General features: G+C 39.8%; 25 protein-coding genes. 11 read left to right on the top strand and 14 right to left on the bottom strand.

Annotated elements, in window-relative coordinates; translation table 11 throughout:
• Nucleotides 1–76: 76 nt before the first annotated feature.
• Nucleotides 77–1534 carry a Gfo/Idh/MocA family protein gene (locus BM291_RS07160; protein WP_092895761.1) on the bottom strand — a complete coding sequence of 486 codons (1458 nt, stop codon included), beginning with the start codon at nucleotides 1532–1534 and terminating at the stop codon, nucleotides 77–79.
• A gap of 253 nt (nucleotides 1535–1787) precedes the next feature.
• On the opposite strand from BM291_RS07160, the gene BM291_RS07155 reads away from it, so the two are divergent.
• From BM291_RS07155 to BM291_RS07145, 3 genes are all read left to right on the top strand, one after another.
• Nucleotides 1788–3386 (top strand): beta-N-acetylhexosaminidase, encoded by a 1599-nt coding sequence (locus BM291_RS07155; RefSeq protein ID WP_092895759.1) that lies wholly within the window; start codon nucleotides 1788–1790, stop codon nucleotides 3384–3386.
• Between the two features lie 154 nt (nucleotides 3387–3540).
• Nucleotides 3541–4890, top strand: a complete 1350-nt coding sequence (locus BM291_RS07150) for an alanine/glycine:cation symporter family protein (protein ID WP_092895757.1) — start codon at nucleotides 3541–3543, stop codon at nucleotides 4888–4890.
• A gap of 2 nt (nucleotides 4891–4892) precedes the next feature.
• Nucleotides 4893–6002 carry a glycerate kinase gene (locus tag BM291_RS07145; RefSeq protein WP_092895755.1) on the top strand — a complete coding sequence of 370 codons (1110 nt, stop codon included), beginning with the start codon at nucleotides 4893–4895 and terminating at the stop codon, nucleotides 6000–6002.
• 5 nt (nucleotides 6003–6007) lie between these two features.
• Here the strand turns inward: BM291_RS07145 and BM291_RS07140 are convergent, their stop codons facing one another.
• The 6 genes from BM291_RS07140 to BM291_RS07120 form a co-directional block, all read right to left on the bottom strand.
• Nucleotides 6008–6448 (bottom strand): DUF6526 family protein, encoded by a 441-nt coding sequence (locus BM291_RS07140; RefSeq protein WP_175499663.1) that lies wholly within the window; start codon nucleotides 6446–6448, stop codon nucleotides 6008–6010.
• Between the two features lie 56 nt (nucleotides 6449–6504).
• Nucleotides 6505–6654, bottom strand: coding sequence for a hypothetical protein (locus BM291_RS22030; RefSeq protein WP_175499650.1), 150 nt, complete (start codon nucleotides 6652–6654; stop codon nucleotides 6505–6507).
• A 72-nt stretch (nucleotides 6655–6726) separates the two neighbouring features.
• Nucleotides 6727–6918, bottom strand: a complete 192-nt coding sequence (locus tag BM291_RS07135) for a hypothetical protein (RefSeq protein WP_092895753.1) — start codon at nucleotides 6916–6918, stop codon at nucleotides 6727–6729.
• 275 nt (nucleotides 6919–7193) lie between these two features.
• A complete protein-coding gene (locus BM291_RS07130) occupies nucleotides 7194–7550 on the bottom strand; it encodes a response regulator (RefSeq protein ID WP_092895751.1) in 357 nt (118 codons plus the stop codon).
• Nucleotides 7551–7806: 256 nt separating this feature from the next.
• Nucleotides 7807–8349 (bottom strand): ferritin, encoded by a 543-nt coding sequence (locus BM291_RS07125; RefSeq protein ID WP_092895749.1) that lies wholly within the window; start codon nucleotides 8347–8349, stop codon nucleotides 7807–7809.
• Between the two features lie 99 nt (nucleotides 8350–8448).
• On the bottom strand, nucleotides 8449–9795 hold the full coding sequence (locus BM291_RS07120; RefSeq protein ID WP_092895747.1) for a M20/M25/M40 family metallo-hydrolase: 1347 nt from the start codon (nucleotides 9793–9795) through the stop codon (nucleotides 8449–8451).
• 68 nt (nucleotides 9796–9863) lie between these two features.
• Here BM291_RS07120 and BM291_RS07115 point away from each other — a divergent pair, with 68 nt between their 5' ends.
• The 4 genes from BM291_RS07115 (at nucleotide 9864) to BM291_RS07100 (ending at nucleotide 13445) form a co-directional block, all read left to right on the top strand.
• The gene (locus tag BM291_RS07115; protein WP_092895745.1) at nucleotides 9864–10379 is read left to right on the top strand and encodes a DinB family protein; all 516 of its coding nucleotides are present in this window, start codon (nucleotides 9864–9866) and stop codon (nucleotides 10377–10379) included.
• A gap of 2 nt (nucleotides 10380–10381) precedes the next feature.
• Nucleotides 10382–11176, top strand: coding sequence for a PhzF family phenazine biosynthesis protein (locus tag BM291_RS07110; RefSeq protein ID WP_092895743.1), 795 nt, complete (start codon nucleotides 10382–10384; stop codon nucleotides 11174–11176).
• Complete coding sequence (locus tag BM291_RS07105; protein ID WP_092895741.1) at nucleotides 11177–11878, top strand: potassium channel family protein; 702 nt, start codon at nucleotides 11177–11179, stop codon at nucleotides 11876–11878.
• Nucleotides 11879–11963: 85 nt separating this feature from the next.
• The gene (locus tag BM291_RS07100; RefSeq protein WP_092895739.1) at nucleotides 11964–13445 is read left to right on the top strand and encodes a S10 family peptidase; all 1482 of its coding nucleotides are present in this window, start codon (nucleotides 11964–11966) and stop codon (nucleotides 13443–13445) included.
• 158 nt (nucleotides 13446–13603) lie between these two features.
• Here the strand turns inward: BM291_RS07100 and BM291_RS07095 are convergent, their stop codons facing one another.
• Nucleotides 13604–14482, bottom strand: a complete 879-nt coding sequence (locus BM291_RS07095) for a glutamate--tRNA ligase family protein (protein ID WP_092895737.1) — start codon at nucleotides 14480–14482, stop codon at nucleotides 13604–13606.
• A gap of 36 nt (nucleotides 14483–14518) precedes the next feature.
• Here BM291_RS07095 and BM291_RS07090 point away from each other — a divergent pair, with 36 nt between their 5' ends.
• Both BM291_RS07090 and BM291_RS07085 read left to right on the top strand, forming a co-directional pair.
• Entirely contained in the window at nucleotides 14519–15196 is a 678-nt protein-coding gene (locus BM291_RS07090) for a DUF6503 family protein (RefSeq protein WP_139229058.1), read from the top strand.
• 79 nt (nucleotides 15197–15275) lie between these two features.
• Nucleotides 15276–16013, top strand: coding sequence for a carboxypeptidase-like regulatory domain-containing protein (locus BM291_RS07085; protein WP_092895733.1), 738 nt, complete (start codon nucleotides 15276–15278; stop codon nucleotides 16011–16013).
• Here the strand turns inward: BM291_RS07085 and BM291_RS07080 are convergent.
• A complete protein-coding gene (locus BM291_RS07080; RefSeq protein WP_245786796.1) occupies nucleotides 16010–16456 on the bottom strand; it encodes a DUF4442 domain-containing protein in 447 nt (148 codons plus the stop codon). The two genes, BM291_RS07085 and BM291_RS07080, sit on opposite strands and share 4 nt — an antisense overlap.
• Nucleotides 16457–16598: 142 nt before the next feature.
• Here BM291_RS07080 and BM291_RS07075 point away from each other — a divergent pair, with 142 nt between their 5' ends.
• A complete protein-coding gene (locus tag BM291_RS07075; protein WP_092895729.1) occupies nucleotides 16599–17393 on the top strand; it encodes a M48 family metallopeptidase in 795 nt (264 codons plus the stop codon).
• A gap of 123 nt (nucleotides 17394–17516) precedes the next feature.
• Here the strand turns inward: BM291_RS07075 and BM291_RS07070 are convergent, their stop codons facing one another.
• The 3 genes from BM291_RS07070 to BM291_RS07060 form a co-directional block, all read right to left on the bottom strand.
• A complete protein-coding gene (locus BM291_RS07070; protein ID WP_092895727.1) occupies nucleotides 17517–18050 on the bottom strand; it encodes an RNA polymerase sigma factor in 534 nt (177 codons plus the stop codon).
• Nucleotides 18051–18143: 93 nt separating this feature from the next.
• Nucleotides 18144–19010: a glycerophosphodiester phosphodiesterase family protein gene (locus tag BM291_RS07065; protein WP_092895725.1), complete on the bottom strand. Its 867-nt coding sequence runs from the start codon at nucleotides 19008–19010 to the stop codon at nucleotides 18144–18146.
• Complete coding sequence (locus BM291_RS07060) at nucleotides 19007–20329, bottom strand: purple acid phosphatase family protein (RefSeq protein ID WP_245786795.1); 1323 nt, start codon at nucleotides 20327–20329, stop codon at nucleotides 19007–19009. The genes BM291_RS07065 and BM291_RS07060 overlap by 4 nt, the downstream gene beginning before the upstream one ends.
• A gap of 132 nt (nucleotides 20330–20461) precedes the next feature.
• Between BM291_RS07060 and BM291_RS07055 the strand changes: the two genes are divergently transcribed.
• A complete protein-coding gene (locus tag BM291_RS07055) occupies nucleotides 20462–21805 on the top strand; it encodes a PhoPQ-activated pathogenicity-related family protein (RefSeq protein ID WP_092895962.1) in 1344 nt (447 codons plus the stop codon).
• Nucleotides 21806–21927: 122 nt separating this feature from the next.
• On the opposite strand, the gene BM291_RS07050 is transcribed toward BM291_RS07055, so the two are convergent.
• On the bottom strand, nucleotides 21928–22182 hold the full coding sequence (locus tag BM291_RS07050) for a hypothetical protein (RefSeq protein WP_092895721.1): 255 nt from the start codon (nucleotides 22180–22182) through the stop codon (nucleotides 21928–21930).
• Between the two features lie 207 nt (nucleotides 22183–22389).
• A complete protein-coding gene (locus tag BM291_RS07045; protein ID WP_092895719.1) occupies nucleotides 22390–24030 on the bottom strand; it encodes a SusD/RagB family nutrient-binding outer membrane lipoprotein in 1641 nt (546 codons plus the stop codon).
• Nucleotides 24031–24065: the final 35 nt, after the last annotated feature.

Raw genomic sequence — 24065 nt, 5'->3', positions numbered from 1 at the left:
AATAATGAAGCATTCGATACGTACGCTCTTCTAATAAAAACGGCTTTGAAAATCATCTTTCAAAGCCGTTTTATTTTTAAAGAGAATAATCTCCTCTGTAATCCCGCTTCACAAATTGGTTAGCAGGTTCGAAATTAGAGACCTTCATTTCTGGACCATCCCATACGAGTTTGATTCCTCTTCCCGGATAATCGAACTGATTAGCATTATCGGCTTTTGGAGTTCTGTAATCATAGCTTCTGATAGCAAGATTTCCCATCAATACGGATTCAGTCAATGGGCCAGCGATAGAGAATGGAGAGCTCAAGTTTTTGAATTCTTCCGAACCATGACCTGCGATACAAGCTTCAACCCAGTTATTATAGTGGCCACCATCTCCTCCATCTACTCGATGAAGCGTTTGTGGCACATTTGCATCTTTTGTTTTTGACGTAGGAAGTAACTGAGGGTTTTTTCCATAAGTGGAGCACATCATTTTACCTTTGGTTCCTTCGATGATTACTCCGTTACCACCATCACCCATTTGCTCATTAGGAGCTAATTCTTCTGGTCTGTTTGGTTGTATACCACCATCCATCCAGTGGAATTCAAGATCATCTTTGCCTGGTCTATCAAATCTCAAAGTAATATGAGAAGAAGGAGGGCAGCTCTCAGGGAAGTATCCTCTTTTGAACTCACCTACATACACTGATCCGACGGAACATTCGGCGGATTTTGGATAGCCAAGACCTAATACTCTGAAAGGAGGCTCCATAATATGACAAGCCATATCACCTAGTGCACCTGTGCCGTAATCCCACCAACCTCTCCAGTTAAATGGGACAAGGTTGCCCACATAATCCTTGTAGGGAGCAGTGCCTAACCATAGATCCCAATCCAAATCAGACGGAGGTGTAACAGGTTCTGTAGGCCATTGTATGCCTTGAGGCCAAACAGGTCTATCTGTCCACGAATAAACTTTAGTAGCTTCTCCAATTAATCCAGCATCATACCATTCTACCATTTGACGAACTCCATCTCCTGAAGAACCTTGGTTACCCATTTGGGTGACTACTTTATATTTTTTTGCTGCTTCTGTTAGCATTCTAGCCTCGTAGATATCATGAGCAAGTGGCTTTTGTACATAGACATGTTTGCCCATCTTCATAGCCGCCATTGCTGCTACAGCATGCATGTGATCAGGAGTAGATACTGTGACTGCATCTATGTTATTCCCCTCCTTATCCAGCATTTCGCGGAAATCATTGTAATATTTTGCCTTTGGATGCAACTCTCTACTGCCTTTGGCTCTGGAATCATCCACATCACAAAGTGCAATAAAGTCTACTTTGCCTGTTTTGGTTACTCCGCGAACATCACTTCCGCCCATACCTCCAACACCAATACTAGCTACACGAAGTTTGTCACTTGGGGCAATAAAACCTGGGCCCCCTAAGACATTTCTTGGTACAATGTAAAATCCGGCAGCAGCTAAGGCTGAGCCTTTAAGAAATTTTCTCCGGGAATTCCCAGAATTTGAACCTTCACTTTTCATTAGATTAATAGTTATGTTAAAGAGGGTTTTTTGGATTGTTCTATTCGTAATTATCGATCAAACCAATTTCAGACTTTGTGAAATTTGAAATTATCAAAAACCAGTCACAATTTTTAGCCCATTCATAAAAATACACATAGTAATATCAACATACCTTTAATTACTGCCCAAGTTCAAGCGTTTCGCTATAAAATTAATTTGTCCTAAAAAGATTGTTAAAAAAATAGATTAAGTTTACTCAAACCTTTATTCTATGAAACTTACCTTAAGGACTTTGGCTGCTCTAGCAGTTTTATCTGTTAGTTCCTGTCAAGCACCCAATTCAATCCCGCTCGATGAAGCTGGAATTATACCTATTCCGAGATCAGTCACATCTAAATCTGGTGCATTTGAGTTGAACTCAGAATCTTCCATTCAATTGATTGGTGCAGGTGGAGATTTAACTAGAGTTGGTAATTTTTTGGCTGAAAAACTTCGTCCTGCTACTGGATATGCTATTCCAGTTTCGGCTGAGAAAGGTGATTTAATTTTGGAATTGACTGGGGGAGAGGCTTCCGAAAAATATGGTATTGAGATTACAGACGATGGGGTAAGAATTACTTCTACTTCTGCAGCTGGACTTTATTATGGCACCCAAACACTAATCAAAGCTTTACCAGTGGAGATTGAAAATTCCTCAGTAGTTGACGCAGATTGGACGATAGGGAATGGCAAGATTGAAGATGAACCTGAATTTGCCTACAGAGGTGCTATGCTGGACGTGGCACGACATTTTATAAGTGTCGAAGATGTAAAGCACTACATAGATCAGATGGGAAGCCTGAAATACAACTATCTACATTTGCATTTATCTGATGATCAGGGCTGGAGAATTGAAATTAAATCATGGCCTAAATTGACTGAAATAGGTGGAAAGACTGAAGTAGGAGGTACTGAAGGTGGTTTTTATACCCAAGCAGAATATAGTGATATTGTGAAATATGCAGCGGATAGATTTATGACTGTAGTACCAGAGATCGATATGCCAGGTCATACTAATGCTGCCTTGGCTGCTTATGCTGAGTTAAATCCTGGTGTGAACTTACCTGATGGAGATTTTGCTACGATGACTGAGGGTAAAATTGATTTTGATATCCTAGACAAGAATCCAGAGCCAGCTGAAATATATACAGGCATTGAAGTGGGTTTCAGTACGTTTGCCACAAACAAAGAAATTACTTACACCTTTGTTGAAGATGTGATCAGAGAGCTCGTGGAGCTTACTCCTGGCCCTTATATTCACATTGGTGGAGATGAATCCCATGTAACTGAAAAGGATGATTACATCTATTTTGTGGAACGTGTACAAGGAATCGTAACCAAATATGGCAAAACGAGCATAGGTTGGGATGAAATCGCAACAGCAAAATTAGCACCGGGTTCAGTAGCTCAATTTTGGGCATTGGAAGAAAATGCAAAGCTGGCTAAGGAGCAAGGAAATCAGATTCTTATGTCCCCAGCTAAGCGTGCATACTTGGATATGCAATATGACTCTACGTCTAGACTTGGCCTTCACTGGGCTGCATATATTGAGCTTGATGATTCATATAATTGGGATCCAGCAACTTATGCAGATGGGATTAATAAAACCGATATTCTTGGAGTGGAAGCTCCTCTTTGGACCGAAACAATTACTAATCGTGCGGACATTGAGTACATGGCATTCCCTAGATTGGCGGCCCTTGCTGAAGTAGCTTGGTCTTCAAATGAGCGAAGAAATTGGGAAAGCTTTCAAAAGAGAATTGCGCAGCAAGGTAAGCGTTGGGATATCAATGGAATAGGCTTCTATAGATCTCCGAAAGTCAATTGGTAGTCTATGCTATCAACATTAAAGACCCGGCTTCAACCGGGTTTTTTGTTGCTTAGATAGCCATACTCTTTGAAATTGAATAAAATGAACCTAATATGGACGTTAATTTTAAAATCATCCGATCAGGTAACTTGATTACTCTAAATAGAAAACTTTAATGGGCGAATACATTATATCCTTTGCTAACTGGATTTGGGGAACTCCTATGCTTATCATTTTAATGGGAGGTGGAATGGTCCTGTTAGTGCATTCAGGTTTTGTCCCCTTTCGCAAGATTGGTCATGCTATAGGATTACTTAGAGGAAGGTATGACAACAGTCTGGCGCCGGGTCAGATTACCTCCTTTCAGGCATTGTCTGCTGCTATTGCAGCAACCGTGGGTCTAGGGAATATAAGTGGTGTTGCTATTGCGATTAACATGGGAGGTCCAGGAGCTATCTTTTGGATGTGGGTTTCTGCATTTGTAGGAATGGCTACTAAGTTTTATACCTGTAGTCTAGCTATAATGTATCGTGGAAAAGATTCTGAAGGTAACATACAAGGGGGGCCCATGTATGTGATCGAGGAAGGAATGGGGAAAAAGTGGAAATTCCTTTCTGTGATTTTTTGTGGAGCAGGTATTTTAGGATTACTGGCTATTTTCCAAGCGAATCAATTGACAGCAGTACTTAGAACTGTAATCCTAGAACCTGCAGGGTTAGATGAAGGCGACAAAACGCGTTGGATTATTGGAATTACTATGATGGTTCTAGTAGCCATTGTAATTCTTGGAGGAATCAAGAGAATAGCCGCTGTGGCATCCAAAATGGTTCCTTTCATGGTTGGACTTTACTTTGTGACAGTGCTCATTATAGTATTCAAATACATAGGTGATGTACCTGATATGTTGTTGAAAATTGTTACCGACGCATTTACGGGCGAAGCGATGGCAGGTGGAGCAGTAGGGGCAGTGATTATCGTTGGTGCTAGACGAGCTGCATTCTCTAATGAAGCTGGGATAGGAACTGCACCGATGGTCCATGGTGCTTCCAAAAATAATGAGCCTATTCGTGAAGGTTTGATAGCGATGCTTGGGCCTTTCATCGACACGATAGTCGTTTGTACACTTACAGCTTTGGTAATCATGCTGACAGGTGTTTGGGAGTCAACTGAAAAGGATGGAGTTAGACTTACTCTTGCAGCGTTCGATATGGCACTTCCATTCTATGGGAGATATCTATTGATGATAGCCGTATTAGTCTTTGCACTTTCTACGATGTTCACTTACTCTTATTATGGTCATAAGTGCTTTGGTTATCTTTTTGGAGCCAAAAGAGCAGATTACTACAATTATTTCTATTTGATCACCATTGTAGTTGGTGCTGTGGCATCTTTGGATGTTGTGATTAGTTTGGTAGATGGTATGTATGCGATAATGGCTGTACCAACAATGATCTCCACATTATACTTAGCTCCTAAAGTGCGTGTAGCGATGAAGGATTATTTTCAGAGAATGAAAAAAGCTTAACCATGAACGTCTTAATTTCTCCAAATGCATTTAAAGGCACTATGGGTGCTCGTGAAGCTGGAGTAATTATTCAATCATTTATAAATAGAAAGTACCCTCTTGCTAATACAGATTTACTACCGATTGCAGACGGAGGAGATGGCACTTGTGAGCTTTTGACAGAGATTTTGGGCTTGGAAAAAAAGCATGTATGGGCACTTGATCCCTTTGGTAGGCCTATCTCATGTGCATATGGGTGGGAGGAGCAAGCAAAAAAAGCATTTGTAGACGTCTCTACAGCCTCGGGGATTGCTTTGTTAGGAAATGAGTTGTTGAATCCATATGTCGCTTCTAGCTATGGTACAGGGCTCTTGATAAGGAATGCAATTGATCTTGGGGCAGAGGAAATTGTCCTAGGTCTAGGTGGAAGTGCTACTGTTGACTTGGGGATAGGGATTTTAGCTGCCTTAGGTATTGAGTTTTTGGACGAGAATGGAAGAGCGTTGATTCCGTTTATGCCTAATTTCCTTTTTAAAATCAGACATATTCAGAAATCTCCACATATACCAAAAGTCAAGTTCTCATGTGTTTGCGATGTCAAGAATACTTTTTTTGGCAAGCGTGGTGCAATTCCAGTTTTTGGTCCACAAAAGGGTATTCTAACAAGTGAGTTTGAAAATTACGAGTTAGAATGTCAAACAATTGTGACGAAGCTTTTTTTAAAACAAAAGAAACTATTTAAAGATTTATCGGGATTTGGAGCAGCGGGGGGAATTGCGCTAGGGTTATCAGCTTTTTTTGAAACAGATATAGAATTTGGTTCCCAGTACTTTTTTGAAACAGTGAAGTTAGAATCAAAGGTGAAATGGGCCGAGGTGATCATCACAGGAGAGGGGAGGTATGATAATCAGTCAGCAGAAGGAAAAGCCTGTTTTGAATTGATGCAATTGGCTCGTAATCATTCTAAAAAAATAATTCTGGTGACTTCAGGTAGGGAAAAGGGGGTAGAGCAATTCGATAAGGTTTTGACCTTGCCTGATTTGGATTTTACAGACCCTGATTACAAAATTATGTCCAGAGAAAATCTTCAAGCTATTCTAGCTAAGGAATTCTCTCTGGACTGCTTAAGCTAGGACAGTTAGACTCTGTGATGGTCTGCTTTCCAGTTTTTAATACTTTTCTTGATTTCTTTTGGAGTAGTATTTTCTTTAATAGACTTATCTATTAAAGCTAAAATCTCATCGTCTCCTGCAAATCGTAACGCAATAATTTGGGCAGAAGTAAGCTGTATTTCTATATCGTAAAATGTACTACCTGTAAGATGAAAATAACGTTGTCTCATTTCCAGACGAATGATCCGATTTTGATTTTTGATAGCATAGATCCTTGGGAGGTACGAAATCAATAGAATTAGGAATGCTAATAGTAGTTGATAAATACTTTCTGCTACGGAGGTGGATGAGCTGAAGTCAGTTCTCACAACGGTCCACCCCAAATATATCAGAGCCATTGGCATTATGATAAAGTGATGAAGCGGGTAGAGCTTAGCGTGATTCTCGAAATTCTGTGTTTTTGACATAGGTAAGGGCATAAAAAAAGGAGGCGTTAGCCTCCTTTTAAATAAGATATAAGTTATTAATGATCAGCCTTTTTCTTCTTTGTGAAAGTGCTTCTCGTATCAATTGCAGTGATGCCGGCTCCAAGACCGATTAATACACATACAATCACTAGGAAGGTTTGGGCTCCTCCAGCGATTGGAGAACTGAAAACGTCAAGTAGTATCATGATCAAATTGTTGAATTTCTAAAGATTGCTCGAAGATAATTTCTTAAAGCCAATTAACCAAAAAGATTCTAGTTAATCGAATTGATCATCATCGAAATCTTCTTCTTCATCACTGCTTTCGTCATCGTCATTGAAATCCATGATATTATCATCGACAAATTCATTTTCATCATCGAGATCATATTCATCTTCAAAATCATTACCGAAATCGTCGTCATCATTTAAGTTGTCGTCATCTTCGAAATCGTCGTCAAAATCCTCCATAGTAGTTTAGATAGGGGTTTTTTAATAGTTGAACGTTACGAATTAAAGTAAAAATTTATTTAGCACCATACTGTGGATATGATTTTTTAAAACTTTTTTTATGACAAAAGTTTCTAGGCTTATTATCTCCGACTGTTTCAATACTGTTGTGTTAATTCAATATTAAATTTTCGCTTGTATTAAGGGTTTTAATAGAGGAGGCGGTAATTCAAACTATGGTTTATTCTTTGCCTATGGACTTAAAGAATTGAGTAAAAAAAAGACCCAATCGCGGGTCAATTAAATATCGATTTTATATATTTTTTTATGAGGGGTTTCGATAGGTAATCTTTTACCACGCTATATCCACTTGCTTTATGAATGTCCCTTTCATCCACAGAACTACTCAAGATGTAAATTTGCGCCTCGTTTTTTTCAGAATTAAAACAGTCTAAGAAATCCCAACCAGTCATTTCTGGCATATTTAAATCCAAAAACAGGTAATTGGGCTTAATAGAATAGATTTCTTGTAGTGCTGCCCTAGCACTTTGGTACTTATAAAATTGACAAGGCTCTTTCACATTCCTGGAAATGAGCTTTTCAGTAACAAAAGTACTGATTGGGTCGTCATCTATTAAAACTATGGTTAGCATTGAAGTGCAAAAATAAGTTGCTGAAATACATTATAGCTACTACAAAAGTAATCGCAAATTAATATTTAACAAATATTTTGCCATTTAAGAATCAAAAGAAATTGAATTTATTTAAAAAAATTACTTGAGTTTCTCATTACCTGTTAATTACCCCCTATACTATAGAAGGAAAAAATGATTTAGTATTTCGGAGGATGTATCTCTAGCAACTTGCAGAAAAAGGGAAAAAATAAAGCGGCTTAAAGCCGCTTTATTTTTATGCCTGTGGATGGGCTGCTGCGTGCAGTTTCCCAAGTTCCTGATCAATAGTCCAAAGACCAACACCTTCTTCTCCGATTATATCGAAGAGTTCAAGAGCTCTTCTAGACATAGTCTCCTCTTCTCTTTGCTCAGTGACGTACCACTGCATAAAACTAAACGTAGCAAAGTCCTTCTTGGTGAATGCGTGATCTACGATATTATTAATGGATTTGGTCACATTGATTTCATGCTCCAAGATCAATTCAAAAATCTCTCTCAATGAATTGAAATTATGTCTTATATCCTTGATCTCAGGCTGAAAGGCATGTCCTCCTGCCTCATTGATATATCTGAATATCTTCATCATATGCATTCTTTCTTCATCTGCATGTGTGTAAAGATAATTAGCAGCATTTTCATAGCCCATCATATGACACCAAGAGGCCATAGACAAGTAATATGCGGAAGAAGTACCTTCCATTTCTACCTGCTTATTAAGTAATTTCTCTGTATCAACAAGTAATGAACGCTGTAGCGTTACGATTTCTTTAGTTTTCATAGTATTAGTGTTTCAAATAGTTAACTAAATATAATCATTGAGGTTCCATCCAACACGCCTTATTTTGGAATTTGGAATTGATTTAATTAAGAACTGTGCTTATCTGGAAAGTGGAGTAGGAAATACGGGAAGGCTTTCTGCTCCTGATTCTGAGACCGCTTGTACAGCAAAGAAGTAGTTGTCTTTGGAATATGGCAAGGTCAAACTAGTTTCTGTAGTCCAAAACTTTCTTTCCCACATTGCAGAAGAAGTCTCTCTCATCAATACATAATAGCCTTTTGCCTTACCAATGGCTGGAGTTTCCCAAAGCAAGGTTGATTTGTTGCTCAAGCCACGTACATCAATTTTAACTTCCTGAGGTTGATCAGGAGAATTGGCCAATGATGCAAGTGAGGCAAGATTTACGGCAGTAACTTTTCTCAAATACTCGAAGTCCATAAACTCTGGCAAATCGCCATATTGTATACCATCTTCTATTCGTACATTTTCGTGCTGATGAATGAAGTTTTCATTCATTTCTGACATTCTAACTGCTGTGAATGCATTTTTTGCAAAAGGAGTTTGATCTCCACCTCTTAAGAATCGATCGGCTCTATAGATCAATTTCACTTCAAATTGATCTACATAACGTTCTCCAAGTTCTTTGATGTATCGTGCCAGCTGCCGGGATTTACTGTCATTGTCTGCATTGGTATAGCGTCTAATATTACCTTCCTGCTCAGTTTCGGATGCTGGGATCGTTTCCGAAAATACACGCATTTTAAGGTTATCCTTGATCAGCGTTTCAGATGAACTGCTATTTCCTACGATGTCGTTGTTCAGTACAGCTGCGATATTCCATTCTTCAGCTGTAGCTTTATCCGCCAAATATGTAGCGCCTTTCAACCCCTGCTCTTCACCAGTAAATGCTACAAAAAGAATTGTAGCAGAAAAATTATGTGAAGCCATCACTCGAGCTAATTCGATAACAGCTGCTGTTCCACTACCATCATCATTTGCACCAGGTGAGCTACCTTCAGCGTCCATTACATCCTTATTTCGAGAATCCATATGAGCTGAGATGATGAATATACGGTCATCAGAAGGGTCAGATCCTTCTAGCCTAGCAATTACATTTGCACCTGGCGAATCTTCTAATATCCTTCGTTTGTCAGCAGGGATGGTGAATTTCTCGATTTCTGCAGTCATTCTTCCTCCAGATTGCTTCGCAAAATGGTTGAACTTTGAAAGTACATACTGCTGAGCGGCAGGCATCCCGCTTTCTTCATTCGTACTTAGCGTATGACGGGAATTAAAGGAGGCGAGTGTTCTCACGTGATGCTCTAGTGAATCGGAGGAAATCTCAGAAACCATTTGAGCTATTTCAGCATTTCTAATGACGGTTGTTTGGGAAATAGCCGCCTGACTAGAAATAGCAAAGAGGAGAAAAAGCAAATTTTTACGCATGATATGGAGCTGGTTTATACTTATGACTTAAATTTATCTCAATAATATTCAAGCCAAAGCATTTTTACATGAAAACCCTAGTCCAACCGAAAGAAGGTGATTATTCAGCCTTTTTCTCCAATTATCTAAAGCTAGTATCTGGTAACAACTACGAAGAACAGCTACAGAATCAAGTAAATGAACTCTTAAAATTATTTAAAGAAAAAGGTAAAGACTGGGCTGAGACGGCCTATGCTGAAGGAAAATGGACACCCAAAGAAGTGCTTGGTCATGTGATTGATACTGAGAGGATCATGACTTTTAGAGCTCTCTGCTTTGCTAGAGGAGAGAAATCCTCATTACCAGGATTTGATCAAGACCCTTACGTGTTAAATGCTCGATTTGGGCAAGCTCCTATTGAATACCTTCTTGAGGATTTTCAGGCTCAGCGTAAGGCTTTACTCACTATGATTCGAATATTACCTGAAGATTCCTTGGATTTGGTAGGTCGGGCAAGCGGGAATCCTATAACCCCAAGAGCTTTATTTTGGATCATCCCCGGTCACTTCACACATCATTTGAATATTTTCAAGGAGCGCTATTAAGTATGAAATTAGCTATAACTACCATTGATGCTTTTACTAATAGCCCATTTTCCGGTAATCCTGCTGCTATTTGTCTATTAGATGGAAAGCTAACGGAACAGCAAATGCAGACGATTGCTATGGAAATGAATCTGAGTGAGACTGCTTTTGTAGAAAAAATCGCAGAATCAGATTCATTCAGTTTACGCTGGTTTACTCCAACAGTTGAAATAGATCTATGCGGACATGCGACACTAGCTTCAGCTTTTTGGATGGAGAAGTCTGGCTGGATTAAATCAGGACAAACCATACGATTCCAGACACGCAGTGGAGAGCTTTTGGTGAAAAGTGATGGAGAATGGATTGAGATGAATTTTCCTTTGATATCAACTTTTGAAAAAGAGCATCCATTTTTTGAAAATGAATTCTTTGGTGCAAAAATTACTCATTCCTCAAAACTGAAAGGGAATTGGATTTTTGAGTTGGAAGATGCAGCCGCTGTAGAGAATTGTGAACCTGATTTTACTCTAGTGAAAAATCATAGTGAAGAGGGAATTATTATTACTGCCCCAGGAAAGAACTCATTTGATATTTATAGTAGGTACTTTGGCCCCAATATCGGAATCGATGAAGATCCTGTAACGGGATTTGCACACTGTGCTTTGATGGATTTTTGGTATAAGAAAACTAAAAAAAGTAAACTCAAAGCATTTCAGGCTAGTAAACGTGGGGGAGAACTACATTTAGAAAAAAGAGAAGATCGAGTGATCATTCGTGGTCAAGCTGTACAAGTGTTATCTGGTGAAATTGAATTTTAGATGAATCATTTCGTAAACAAAAGAGGTAGGCAAGTAAAGCACGCTTTCAATTCCTTCACTGACTATTGGTTGACGGATGCAAGTTTTGTTGTGTTATTACTTATTCTTTTGTTCACAGTATTTGTCCTTCCCATACTGATTGAGTACGGTCATGTGCATTCACTTTTTGTCAATACAGTCTTTCTATTTTTGTTTTTCACGGGTATTTGGTCATCCAGATATAGGCTATTAGTGATCCTGACTACGGTGCTTTTTTTGACACAATTGGGGTTAAGAATCCTTCGTTTCTCTAATTACGATTTTGAATTTTACTTGGCAGAACGGATTGTGGGAGTATTAAACATGATGGTTTTTATATTTCTGAATATCAGGCTTTTATTTAGAAATCATGAAGTAAATGTTTATAGAATAATAGGAGCTGTAAATGTATACCTGTTGGTAGCAATTTTAGGTTCTTTTCTTTTTGAAATCATCTATTTAACCACGGGTTCTGGTATAGGAGGCGATGTGGTTTTGGAGGGAATAGACAAGGATTTTGCACTGTATATTTACTTCAGTTTGGTATCACTAACCACAGTAGGTTTTGGAGATCTATATCCTATCCAGATTATTTCAAAAATGCTATCGGTATTTCTCTCCACCATAGGAATTCTTTATCCTGCGGTGGTAATAGCAAGGCTAGTATCAGCAAGTAAGGACTAAAGAATTATCTCCATCTATGTAAATTCTCACTGGTTTCTATTTACAATTAGTAGTTTCAAAACTGAATGATTTTACCCCATACTTTATGAGAAAAATAAGTTTAATAGTACTCTTTGTGATCTGCTTTTCGGCTGTAACGGCTCAAACGGAACGTCATATCGAAGTTGAGTCAGCCGTAGTTACTACGCACACAACTACCATCAAGGGCAAAAAAGTCCCTTACAAAGCCACTGCTGGAACTCAGCCTGTTTGGAACGAAAAAGGAAAGCCAATCGCCTCATTGTTCTATACATTTTATGAGCGAACGGACATCACGGATAAGACAACTCGTCCACTTGTGATTTCCTTCAATGGGGGTCCTGGCTCTGCATCTATCTGGATGCACATAGCCTATACTGGACCAGTGGTGTTGAATATTGATGACGAAGGCTATCCACTCCAGCCATACGGAACAAAGTCAAACCCATATTCTATTCTTGATGTGGCCGACATAGTTTATGTGGATCCAGTAAACACTGGATTTTCGAGAATTGTAGATGAAGAGGTAGATCGCTCTACTTTCTTTGGAATCAATTCTGATATCAAGTACCTAGCAGATTGGGTGAATACATTTGTAACGCGCCAGAATCGCTGGGCTTCGCCAAAGTATTTGATTGGTGAAAGCTACGGAACTACTCGGGTTGCAGGTTTGGTGGCACAGCTTCAAAACTCGCACTGGATGTATTTCAATGGTGTGATCATGGTTTCTCCAACTGAATTGGGTATCGACCGCGGAGCGCCTATCCACACGTCTAATTATCTGCCTTATTATGCTGCTACAGCTTGGTACCATAAGGCCTTGGATTCGTCTTTGCAAAATCAGGATCTAGATGATTTCTTGCCGGAGGTTGAAGCATTTACAATTAATGAATTGATACCAGCAGTAGTAAAAGGAGGAACGCTGTCAGCTACAGAACGTGATGCAATTGCAACAAAATATGCGCTTTATTCAGGTCTAAGCAAAGAAGTAATCCTAGAGCATAACCTTCTGATTCCTACTAACTTCTTCTGGAAAGAATTACTTAGAGACAAGGGGATGACCATCGGTAGATTAGACAGTAGATACAAAGGGTTTGATAACGCAGGAACGGGTTCTCGACCTGATTTTGACCCAGCCTTATCTTCTTGGAATCATGCTTTCGCGCCTTCATTTCAGATTTACGTGAGAGAAAACTTGAATTTCAAAACTGATTTGACCTATAACCTATTCGGTCCTGTGCATCCTTGGAACCGCTCTAATGAGAACACTGGTTACGATTTAGGAGATGCGATGCGTCAAAACCCATACTTACATTTGATGGTGCAGTCAGGATACTACGATGGGGGAACTGATTTCTTCAACGCGAAGTATAACCTTTGGCAAATCGATGCTGCTGGGCGAATGGCAGATCGAATTTCTTGGAAAGGCTACAGAAGTGGTCACATGATGTACTTGAGAGCTGAGGATTTGGAGACTTCAAATGAAGATATTCGTCAGTTTATCATAAATTCAATGGTAGCTCCTGATATGCCAGCGAAGTATAATTAAGCTGGAAGCTGGGTGACGGAAGACCGAAGTAGCCTCAATATTTGAGTTTATCATTCAGCGATGCTATTGTCACTTTACTGTTAAAAAGATGAATAGTATTAATTAATGCCAAAGCCAGAGAAAATTCTCTGGCTTTACTTTTTTACAAAAATTTCATTTTAAAGAGCAAGATGCGTTTTGAAGGATTCAAAATCTTGTAACATTTCTTTTGATCCGATCATTTCACCTAAAATCTGATAAATATCGGCAGGCTTCTTTCCTTCTTTTCTTAGAAATTGTAAAGAGTTGGCTCCTTCAGATTTAGAGAGCTTCTTGTTTTTTGGGCCTTTCAAAAGTTGATGATGATGGAAGGTTGCATCTTCGAAGGATTTAAGATCAAGACCATTTGCTAGGATTTTTTGATCCAAAGTTGATCCCAACAAATCATTTCCCCGCACTACCAAATCAACTCCATAAGTAACGTCGTCTATCAAAGAGGTCAGGTGATAAGCAGGTAGTTTGTCTTTTTTCCTAACTATGAAAAAGGCGGAGTCCTCAGGTAGTACATATGATTTTTTGCCTTCAGTGTAGGTGTTCAGATGGATAAAATCGGTATCAAAAGTATCCATGCGCCAGCACGTTTCATTTCTTTCCAAAGGAATATTTCTGACTTGACAATGCCCCAAATAATAGCCTGAGGAGTCCAATTGCTGGATTTTCTTGCGTGTACAATCACAGGCAAAGACTAATTTTCTTTCTCTAATCTGCTCCAAAGCATCCAAATAACTAGTCATTTTATGAATCTGAGACCAATCCTGCTCAAATTCCTGAACTGTTTTTGGACCTTGATCATATCCTATCTCCATGAAATCCAGTGTGTCAAAAATATCCTGAACAAATTCAGTTCTATACCGATCCCGGTCCAGATCATCAATCCTAAGTAGAATTTTAGCACCGCTTTTTTCTGACAAGGCTTTTGTTACCAAAAATGAGTAGAGGTTTCCCAGGTGTAAAAATCCGCTGGGAGTAGGGGCAATTCTAGTGAGCTTAAAATCCATTGGACGAAATTAACCAGATTCAGGTAACTTAAAGTCATGAAACACACAGCTTTCTTCTCAATTGTGATTTTAATGCTTAGTTCTTGTGCATCTGACACCTACATGATGGTGCCTACAGGTCAAGAATTGATAGAAAAATCAATAGCCTACCATGATCCAAATGGCAACTGGAGTGACCTTAAAGCAACTTTCCTCTTGGAAGATAGTTTGCCAGCACCTAGAGAATCGCGAAGCTATAGTTTCAGCTTGGACAATACTCAGTCTATCATGTCATATAAGATTGATGGTACAAGCTATGTCGTATACCATGATTCTTTACAGGTGGAAATGGGAGAAATTACCTTAGATCGTGCGCTTCGCAGTAGAAATTACTACACATACCTATGGGGTTTACCAATGAAATTACAAGATGCTGGAACCAATATTGATGCAGTAGCGACCTTGGAAGAGCTGAATGGAAAAGAGTATCATGTAGTACGTGTGCCTTATGACAAAGACATTTGGTATTTCTATTTGGAGCCTGAAACCTACAGAATGGCTGCCTATAAATTCTATCAGGATGAACCAAATCTTAAAGGTGAGATCATCTACTTAGATGGATTGACTGAATTTGAAGGAATGAAAATCCCATCAAATAGAAGTTGGTATAGAACCGAAAAGCCTGAATTTCTTGGAACAGACAAGTTGATTGGTGTCCAGCAACTAAGTAAATGAAATCTTATTTGCCTCGCTTAAGCTTCTTTAACTTCATGGGTTTTAATAGATCTGAAAAGCCTGCTTATTTTTGGGCTTTATGAAATTAAGGTTATTAGTACTTATATATTTTGCTTTTCTACCGGCGCTCTTGGCTCAGCGATCTTTTTCAGGGAATGTCTTGGACGCCAATGATAAGAAATATCTCGAAGGAGTAACTGTGGAAGTTTTAGGCACTGACCAAATGCAGATTACTAATTCAAGAGGCTACTTTTCTGTTAAGGGAGAAAGTGGGGATACGCTACGCTTATCTTATCCAGGTTTTCTTGAGCAAAAGGTAATTCTTGCGGAAGAGATATTTCTACTGCTTCAGATTCAGGATAGAGCTAGGATGCTTCCCGCATTTGAGGTGAAAGCAGAACCTTATTCCTTCCGCTTCAAAGACGGAAAGTTAGTTTTGATAGATCCTGACGAAGAGAAAGCTCCTTCTAACAAAGGCGGTATAAGTGCAGGGTACCTTAATTCACCTAATCAAACTGGCGGAGTTGCTATAGCCGGAGTATTGTCATCTCTGACCAAAAGAGCTAAGCAAGAGCGAGAATACCAGAAAAAACTCGAGTGGATGAAGAGGAGAGAAGGCTATTATGAAGTGATTGAATCGGATTCAGTTCGCCAAAATTTCATGGTCAAGTACCAGCTAGAGCGATCAGATTGGGACAGAATGATCATTCGATTCAATGAGGGAAACAATTATCATGAATTTCTCGATTGGGACAGAAAGCGTGTTTACGCCACATTGAGCGAGTTTATTGAAAGAGAAAGTAAGTGGATTAATTAGGCCTTCCTCTTGAAGGACCAAGTCACATAGAATCTTGCTACTTCTTCACCCTGTGGATTTCTACCACTCGATATCATTGTTAGTTTTCCAGTGTCATTTGGTTGTAATGATTCAAGCAGAATAAATAACTCTTGACCTTGTTCACAAGTAAAGGTGATTTTTTGATTGGCTTTTTTGAAATATTCTGCTTTGAAATCTACTACCAACATAGAGTATTTTCCTAGACCGCTTATAGCTAATTGGCATAAAGCTCCTGTCGTCAATTCACCTGCTCCTGCCATCGCAGCAAAGTATATTGACTTAAAAGGATTCTGCGTTCTCCAGCTATATGGTATGGTCACCACACATTTTTCAGCATCTAATTCCTTGATTCGAAATTTCCAGAAAATTGCAGAAGGCAGCTTAATCAACATGCCAAACCAAAAATAAATTGGATTGCTCATTTTTTTCTGATAAGCCAAAGCCCCTGGTTTTAAAGCAATTTGGGTATCCCTTGTGTTCATATATTATATAATTGAAATCTTAAACTAGTGAAAATTGCTTTCTGGTATTTAATTTGGATCAATTGATGAAAAAACAACCACCATGAAAAAGATAGCAATTTTATTTTGTACTGGATTAATCCTCTATTCCTGTGCAACTGTACCACTTACTGGTAGAAGCCAGTTGGCATTAGTGCCGGCAGAAGAGATTCAGCCGATGGTTAACCAAGAGTATGATAAAGTTTTGAAAGAAAATAAGGTCGTGACAAATACCGCTGATGGGCAAAAAGTTCTCAAAGTGGGCAATCGCATGGCGAAAGCAGTGGAAAGTTATTTGGTTTCGCAAGGTTATCAAGACTTAGCAAATAGCTTTGATTGGGAGTTTAATTTAATACAAAGTGATGACGTCAATGCTTGGTGTATGCCAGGAGGAAAAGTAGCTTTCTATACGGGGATTATGCCGCTTACGCTTACCGAAACAGGTATTGCTGTTGTAATGGGGCATGAAATTGCACATGCTGTAGCTTCACATTCTGCAGAAAGGATGTCAACTGGATTGCTCGAAAATTTTGGGATGAGTTTGCTCTCTTCTGCAATGGGTCAAAATCCGACTTTGACACAGGCTATTTTATTACAATCTGTAGGTGTAAGTAGTGAACTTGGAATGCTAAGTTTCTCTAGAAAACATGAGCTTGAAGCTGATGAGATGGGATTGACCTTCATGGCAATCGCAGGATATGATCCTAGAGAAGCTCCAATATTCTGGCAGAGAATGCTGGATAAGGAAAATGGCGCAGCTCCACCAGAGTTTCTATCTACTCACCCAGCTTCACAGACTAGAATTGATAAATTGAATAGAAATATGCCTGAAGCATTGACCTTCTACAAAGGAAAATAAGCTTTGGATAGGTTAACTATAATAAAGGCTGCTCTTCTGAGCAGCCTTTTCTGTTTAATAGGAATAGTAAAATATATTGAGCAATCGATAAATGTTGTCATATTCTATCAAAAGCGGAATAGGTCATATTACCTCAGATTTTAATTTCTTTTTAATCTGTACTAAGTGATTTTTTACCGTATTCGTTGAGATGCTGAGTAGGTCACATATCTCTTCGTAGGACTTGTTTTCTTCAAATTTCAGACTTACAATTTTACGTTTATGCTGGGATAGACTAGCAATGGCAGTTTCTAGTTTTTCGAAATTGTGACGTTCGAAGTCTGCTTGTCCGGCTTCATCATGTTGTTGGTTCAGTGTTCTCCAAAGCTCGGCTGTTTCTTGTGTACTTTTCTTGATTTCACGTAGGTGATCAAAGGCCTTATTTCGCAGACAGACAAAAAGAAAGTTCTTAATGTCTTGTATGTTGTGAAGTTTTTCTCTCTTTTCCCAAATCTGTATAAAGACATCCTGGCTAATGTTTTCAGCTTCATCTCTATCTTTTACTAGCTTCAAAACAAAATCAACCGATGAATTCCAAAACAGGTCATAGAGCCTAGAAAAGGACTTTTCATCGATTATTTCTAATTTGTTGCTACCTCCAAAAAGTAAAGAGTTCATGGCTTTGGGTTAAGCTTGAAATTATAAATTTCATAAGCCAAAGTATTTACGCCTGTATTAACATTTGGTGAAGTAAAACACTAATGAGCTGTCTCAATCGATCTGGTTGACTCGTGATTTAATACCAATCCAGAAAGCTGGCAGATCTGTTTGAACGATATTAGCACCATGCTCCACTAAGTCAAAAGCAAGCTCAGGTTTTGGATTTGTGGTGAGTTCCTTGTCAAGATCACCGAGTGAATTGATCCAAGTTCTTAAACCATATTTTTGAGCAATTTTAATGGTTTTCTCCGTGTTGAAACTCGGGTCTATATGTACTATTACAGGGTCAAGCTTTTTGTAGGCTTTTTTAATTTGGTTGGCTTTATAAGTTCTCGGCATCAGATAAGCTGTGGGCATTTTAGACTTGATTTCAGCTAGGATTTTCCAGTCGGAGTCGAAAAAGATCACCTCATCCAATACATCCAGCTCTCTGACAACAGCCATCACTTCTTCGATTTTGTCGGTTTTTAAATCCAGGTCAACCATAATTTTTCCTTTTGAAAGTGCCAAGGCTTCCTTCAAAGTTGGAATAGCGATGCCAGAATCCTTGCCATCAAATAATAGCGTGAACTCCTTAAGTTCAGCACTGCTCATTTTCTCTAGATCACCAGTACCAGTAGTGGTCCGGTTTATCGTCTGATCATGCATCAGGTAAACGATTCCATCTGTGGTCACGCGCGCATCGATTTCTATAATGTCAACACCTAGGTCAATCGCCTCTTGAATAGCTTGAAGACTGTTTTCTGGGTGCTTTTGGTGAGCAGCTCTATGTGCGGCGACGAGAAGCTCATTGGTATTGAGTAGCTTTTCTCTGATTTGATCGACTTGGGCAAAAGACGAAAGATGTAGGAAAAATGCGAGTGCAAATACTAGTGCACTTTTTAAAATGGGGCTAAGAGAGAGGTGTTGAATTTTCATTTGTCTTGAAGTCTTTCTGGGGTGTTAGGAATTTGATTAATCAATTTGTTTTCGCCTTTGGAGTCTTTGTGAATCTCAAAAGAATCGTAGAGTTCTCCAAGGGCGGTGTAAGTTTTGAAGCTTAGCACATTTTCTTTGACCTTGATCCACTGATAAGTCTGCGTGCCGTAAGCTTTGCGATCCATCCATTTATCGGGTTTTACATCGTACATTTTTGGGCCAGCGATAGAGACCACGTAGACAGTTCCTTTTTCATAATCCATCTGACCATTTTCCTCAAATCCTCTCCCGCGAGCATAGGCATGATCGTGTCCTTGTATCGCAAGATCAACCTTGAATTCCTGCAAAATCGGCCGGATATAATCTATCATTTTGTCATGATATCGATCTGGAGCAGTTGCGTAAACAGGATAGTGGAAGGTCACTACGGTCCATTTTCTAGGATTTGTTGTTAAAATATCTCTCAGCCAATCCCTCTGCGCTTTTCTGTAAATAGGGGACTCATCAATCTGCTCACCATCCAAGGATATGATCTTCAATTCTGGGTAATTGACTTCATAGGTAGTCTCCTCCAATCCGCTTGGGCCATTTGTTGGGAGATTGAACTGCGCGTTCCAATGTGGTGTAAGAGTTGGAGGATTTTTAGAGAACTCATGATTCCCTGGTGTCATCATGGAAGGAATGGTCGCGTGAATCCATTGTCCAGCATCAAACCAGCCACCCCATTCGAAGTCAGCACTTTCATGATTAATCAGATCTCCAGCATAAACCGTGAAATCCATCTTGGGTAGGTTGATTATCGCTTCGCGAAAAACTCTGCTAAACATAGCTACTACCTCGTTTTGAGCATCTCCGAAATACAAGAAGTTCACTTCCTTATCATCTTCAGGAATGGCAAACTGAAACCATTCACTCCAGTTTTCTCCTTCGCCCACTCGATAGACATATTGTCCTCCGGGCTTCAATCCAGATAGTTTCACCTGATGGTAATTCGCATGAATTGTCGGCTCATCATCCTGCTGAGATACGAGCATTTCAGTTTTTGCTTGTAAAAGTTGTGTGTATTCTCTGTATTCTGGTCCTGCTGTAGCGATTGCAAATTCTAGTTTGGAAGTATGCTGAGAAGTATCCGTTCTCCAGTTTACTCCGACCGCTTCCAATGGATTCTCTGAAAGATTGAGTATAATTCGATCAGGTTTTGAGCTGGGAAGGAAATGTGCATTTGATTGATTTGTGTCTGAACTCTGGGAATAGGCACCTATTGGAAATGCAAAAACAACCGCTAAAAACAGTCGTTTTAGCATACTTAATTTACTCATTATCATAATTTTAAATGGCTATCTTCTAAGTTTTGCTTAGCTTTGAGTGTGGATTTTTTAATAGCCTTTTTCATAGTATAGACTTCGATAGTCAACTTTCAGGCTATTGTTTAATATTAACTTTATATGAAGATGAAAAGAACCTTTCTTAATGCACTTGCGCTCCTAGCGCTAAGCTTCCTGATTAACTATCAGCTTTCTGCCCAAACGACCAAAACTGCTTTGGCAGATTATTTGGCAAAGCCAAATCCTGATTTCCAATTTACCCTGAAAGACTCAGTAAACCATGCTGGTCTGACCCAATATGAATTGGAACTCACTTCCCAAGAATGGAAGGGCTTGATTTGGAAGCATCGCCTGGTGATTTTGAAACCAGCGAAAATCAATTCCGATAAAGCACTCCTGTATATAGGCGGCGGCAAAATCGAAGAAGGGATTCCGGTTTATAGAGATCGGGATGACGAAATAGTAAAGAACATGGGAAAGCTCGCTCTGCAGAATCAAAGCATGGTTGCTTTAGTATTTCAAGTGCCGAATCAGCCGATTTTCGATGGGAAGTCGGAAGATGAAATCATTTCTTACACACTGCATCAGTTTCAAGAAACTGGCGATCTGGAGTGGCCAGCTTTGTTTCCAATGGTCAAATCTGCTTCTACTGCCATGGATGCAGTGGTGGAGTTTAGCCAATCAAACTTATCTGCTCCGATAACAAGTTTTATGCTTACAGGTCTTTCCAAGAGAGGCTGGACCACGTGGTTGACAGGTTCGCAGGATGCACGTGTGACGGGAATCGCGCCTATGGTGATCGATGTGCTGAATATGCCGACGAGTCTTCAGTATCAAATTGAGACTTGGGCGGACTACAGTATAGAGATACAGGATTACGTAGCGCTTGGTATTCCGCAGCAGGCAAGTTCTGAGCTAGGATTAGCGACGATGGATTTGGTGGATCCATATGCTTACAGAGCTAAGTTGACCATGCCGAAGTTGATTTTCATTGGGACAAATGATCCTTACTGGCCAGTGGATGCGGTGAAGAACTACATTGACAGCATTCCTGGACAGAATAATCTGATCTACATTCCCAACGTCGGTCACGATTTAGGAGATGGGAAAATAGCTTTTGAGACGGTTAGTGCTTTTGTTGCTTATCAAAATGCTGGTAAATCACTCCCAGAGGTTTTCACGACAGTTTCAAATGGAGCAATAGATAAGCTGAATCTTGAGCTAAAAGCTACAGGTCAGGATCCTATGAAAATTGAACTATGGGAGGCGGAGTCGGTAGAAGACAAAGATTTCCGAGATGAGAAATGGACGTCTAAGAAGCTTAAATCGGGAGCATCAAATGTGGTTTCCTTGCCTAAAGAAGGTCAAAAAGCATTCTACATTGCCTATTATTTCAAATCCCCAACTGGCAAGGAATTCTATGTGACGAGTAGGATGTACAGAGCTGATTCGAATGGATTGGTGAAATAGGAGAGTTGGAAGTTTGGTTTGTAGCATAAAAATGGCCTGTGTCTGCACAGGCCATTTTTTATTATAATAACCTCAGATGTCATAGGTTGATAATCTTCTCTGGGGGTCAACAACTTTTTAGCTCATGCATTGTTCAAAAGTTCGTTCAAAGCATCTTCGGTTAAAGTTTCTGGTTCAACGGATCCCGTTTCCATTTCCTTTTTTCTTCGAAGTATTTCTTTTACGTTCTTTGGGTTGTCGAAATATGGGTCTCTACTGGGTGATGGATTCTCATTTTCTGCCACAACAACCTTAAATCCAATGCGCATAGCATCAAGCATTGACTTCACAAGATCAAGTTTGAATTTATCTTCTGGTTCAATTAAGATTTTTTCCATAATTCGAATTTGCAAAATTTACAGAATTAAAGTTTCAAAACTATGGTAAAGAATGAGTTATATACTCATTGTCCACACAGCTCAAAATATTCTCTTCTCTTCATCCCCCCAAAAACCAAACAGGCTGCACCCAATTGAATGAGGCAGCCTGCTCTTTGTCAAAAAGACTCGATTATCACCCAGAAACCATAAATCTGGGCAATGTCTTTACCATGGTTTTCCGGTGCCCTGAAGCAACCAGAATTTTGACCATGCACTGTTGTTTTCGTCAGACTGAGAAAATTGAGTTACTTCCAATCGGCTCACAGCCTGAGTGGCGTTGTCCTCATTTATCGTCAACTCATCCTGCATGTAGTAGAAGCGTAGGGGAAGAGCACTTCTCACAGCCGCTGGACCTGCTGTCAAAGCTGGGAAACCTGTTCTCCTATAGTCAAACCAAGCTTCTGTACTTGCCGACCAGCTTGCAATCCATTTCTGGGTGATGATCTGTTCCAGGGTATTGTCAAAAGCAGCTTTTCCAGAAATGTAATCTGTATAATCTCCCGATAGACCCCAAGCTTCGAAGGAAGCTCTCACGCCAGCTTCGTAATACATCTGAGGAGATCCACTTGCACCAAGGCCAGTTAGTGCTGATTCAGCCAAGATAAACTGTACTTCCGCAGCACTCATCAATCTAGCTTTCAGCAAAGGACCAGATGGATCTTGATACATTTCACTCACAAAAGAAACATGAGGATTATACGACTGCTGACCTGGTGTAGGGTTTAGGTTGTACTCACTTGGAAGGTTGGAAACCGCCGGAGGAATTCCCACATAGTCAGGATCGGTATCCACTTGTCTGCCTTCCGCGACATCTGAGGAGATGTATCTCACGCCGTCTTTGATCTCGTCTGTGTCTGCAGGCAGCGTATCATCGATGACAATAGGTACTTGGATTTTCTCCGCCCAAACTGAAATTCTGCTATCGTTCAAACTCTGAAGAACATCCACTAGCGTAGAGCACATTTTGATTCTTCGGTAATTGCTACCATTCGATCCATCAAATTCCGTGTTGGATGGCCAAGAGGTGTTGGAAGATGCGCCTGGGAAAGAAATCGCAGCGTCATCAATTACATTGGTGATGATAGGAAAATTGGTGGGATCACTTAGGATTTGCTGTATTCCTGAGCTGGCGAATTCTGGCATTTTCTCAGAAACTCTCAAATAGATTCTCAGTTGTAAGGAGTTGGCAAACTTTCTCCATTTCATCACATTTCCCTCAAAAAGAATGTCCTGAGGCGTAGTTTCATACGTACCCACTGCTGCAAGAATATCATTGGCTTCCTTCAAGTCATTGATTGCACCTTCGTAGATTACCTGCTGAGAATCGAATGCAGGAAGAAGGTATTGCTCTCCACCCTTGTCACCGCTTACGGCATCCAGGTAGGGCGCATCTCCCCAGAGATCAGCGATACGGGCAAAGTGATAGGCATTCATCACCTTGGCAAGGCCCAGATAGAATGGAAGTTCTAGCGCTTCAGCTCGTTGCTCCATCAGTTTGATGTCCTCCAAAACACTGTAATTTCCCGTCCAACTCTGGTTTGACCAGTCGTAATTGTTATGTCCGCTGAACCAAGCGTCGAGTTGGGTGTGCTGCATGACTCCTGCCATATCGCCAAAACCTAGACTTACATCCATCGTAGCGGTATTGGAAAGCACCGTAGTTAGGATAAGGTTTGGGTGAACGGAGCTTGATTCCACTCCATTTGGATTGATATTGGTCTCAGTGAGGTCTTTGCAGGAAGTCACGGCTCCCAAAAGGATGCAGCCTGTGGCCAATGCGCTGAGGTAATTGATATATTTTTTCATAATTGAATCTTTATTTTCTGATGTCAAAAAGTGAT

Origin of the sequence: Algoriphagus aquimarinus (assembly GCF_900112005.1) — a bacterium.
GTDB classification, from domain to species: domain Bacteria; phylum Bacteroidota; class Bacteroidia; order Cytophagales; family Cyclobacteriaceae; genus Algoriphagus; species Algoriphagus aquimarinus.
The sequence above is the reverse complement of the archived record's forward strand: the minus strand, read 5'-3'. Positions and strand labels throughout refer to the sequence as shown.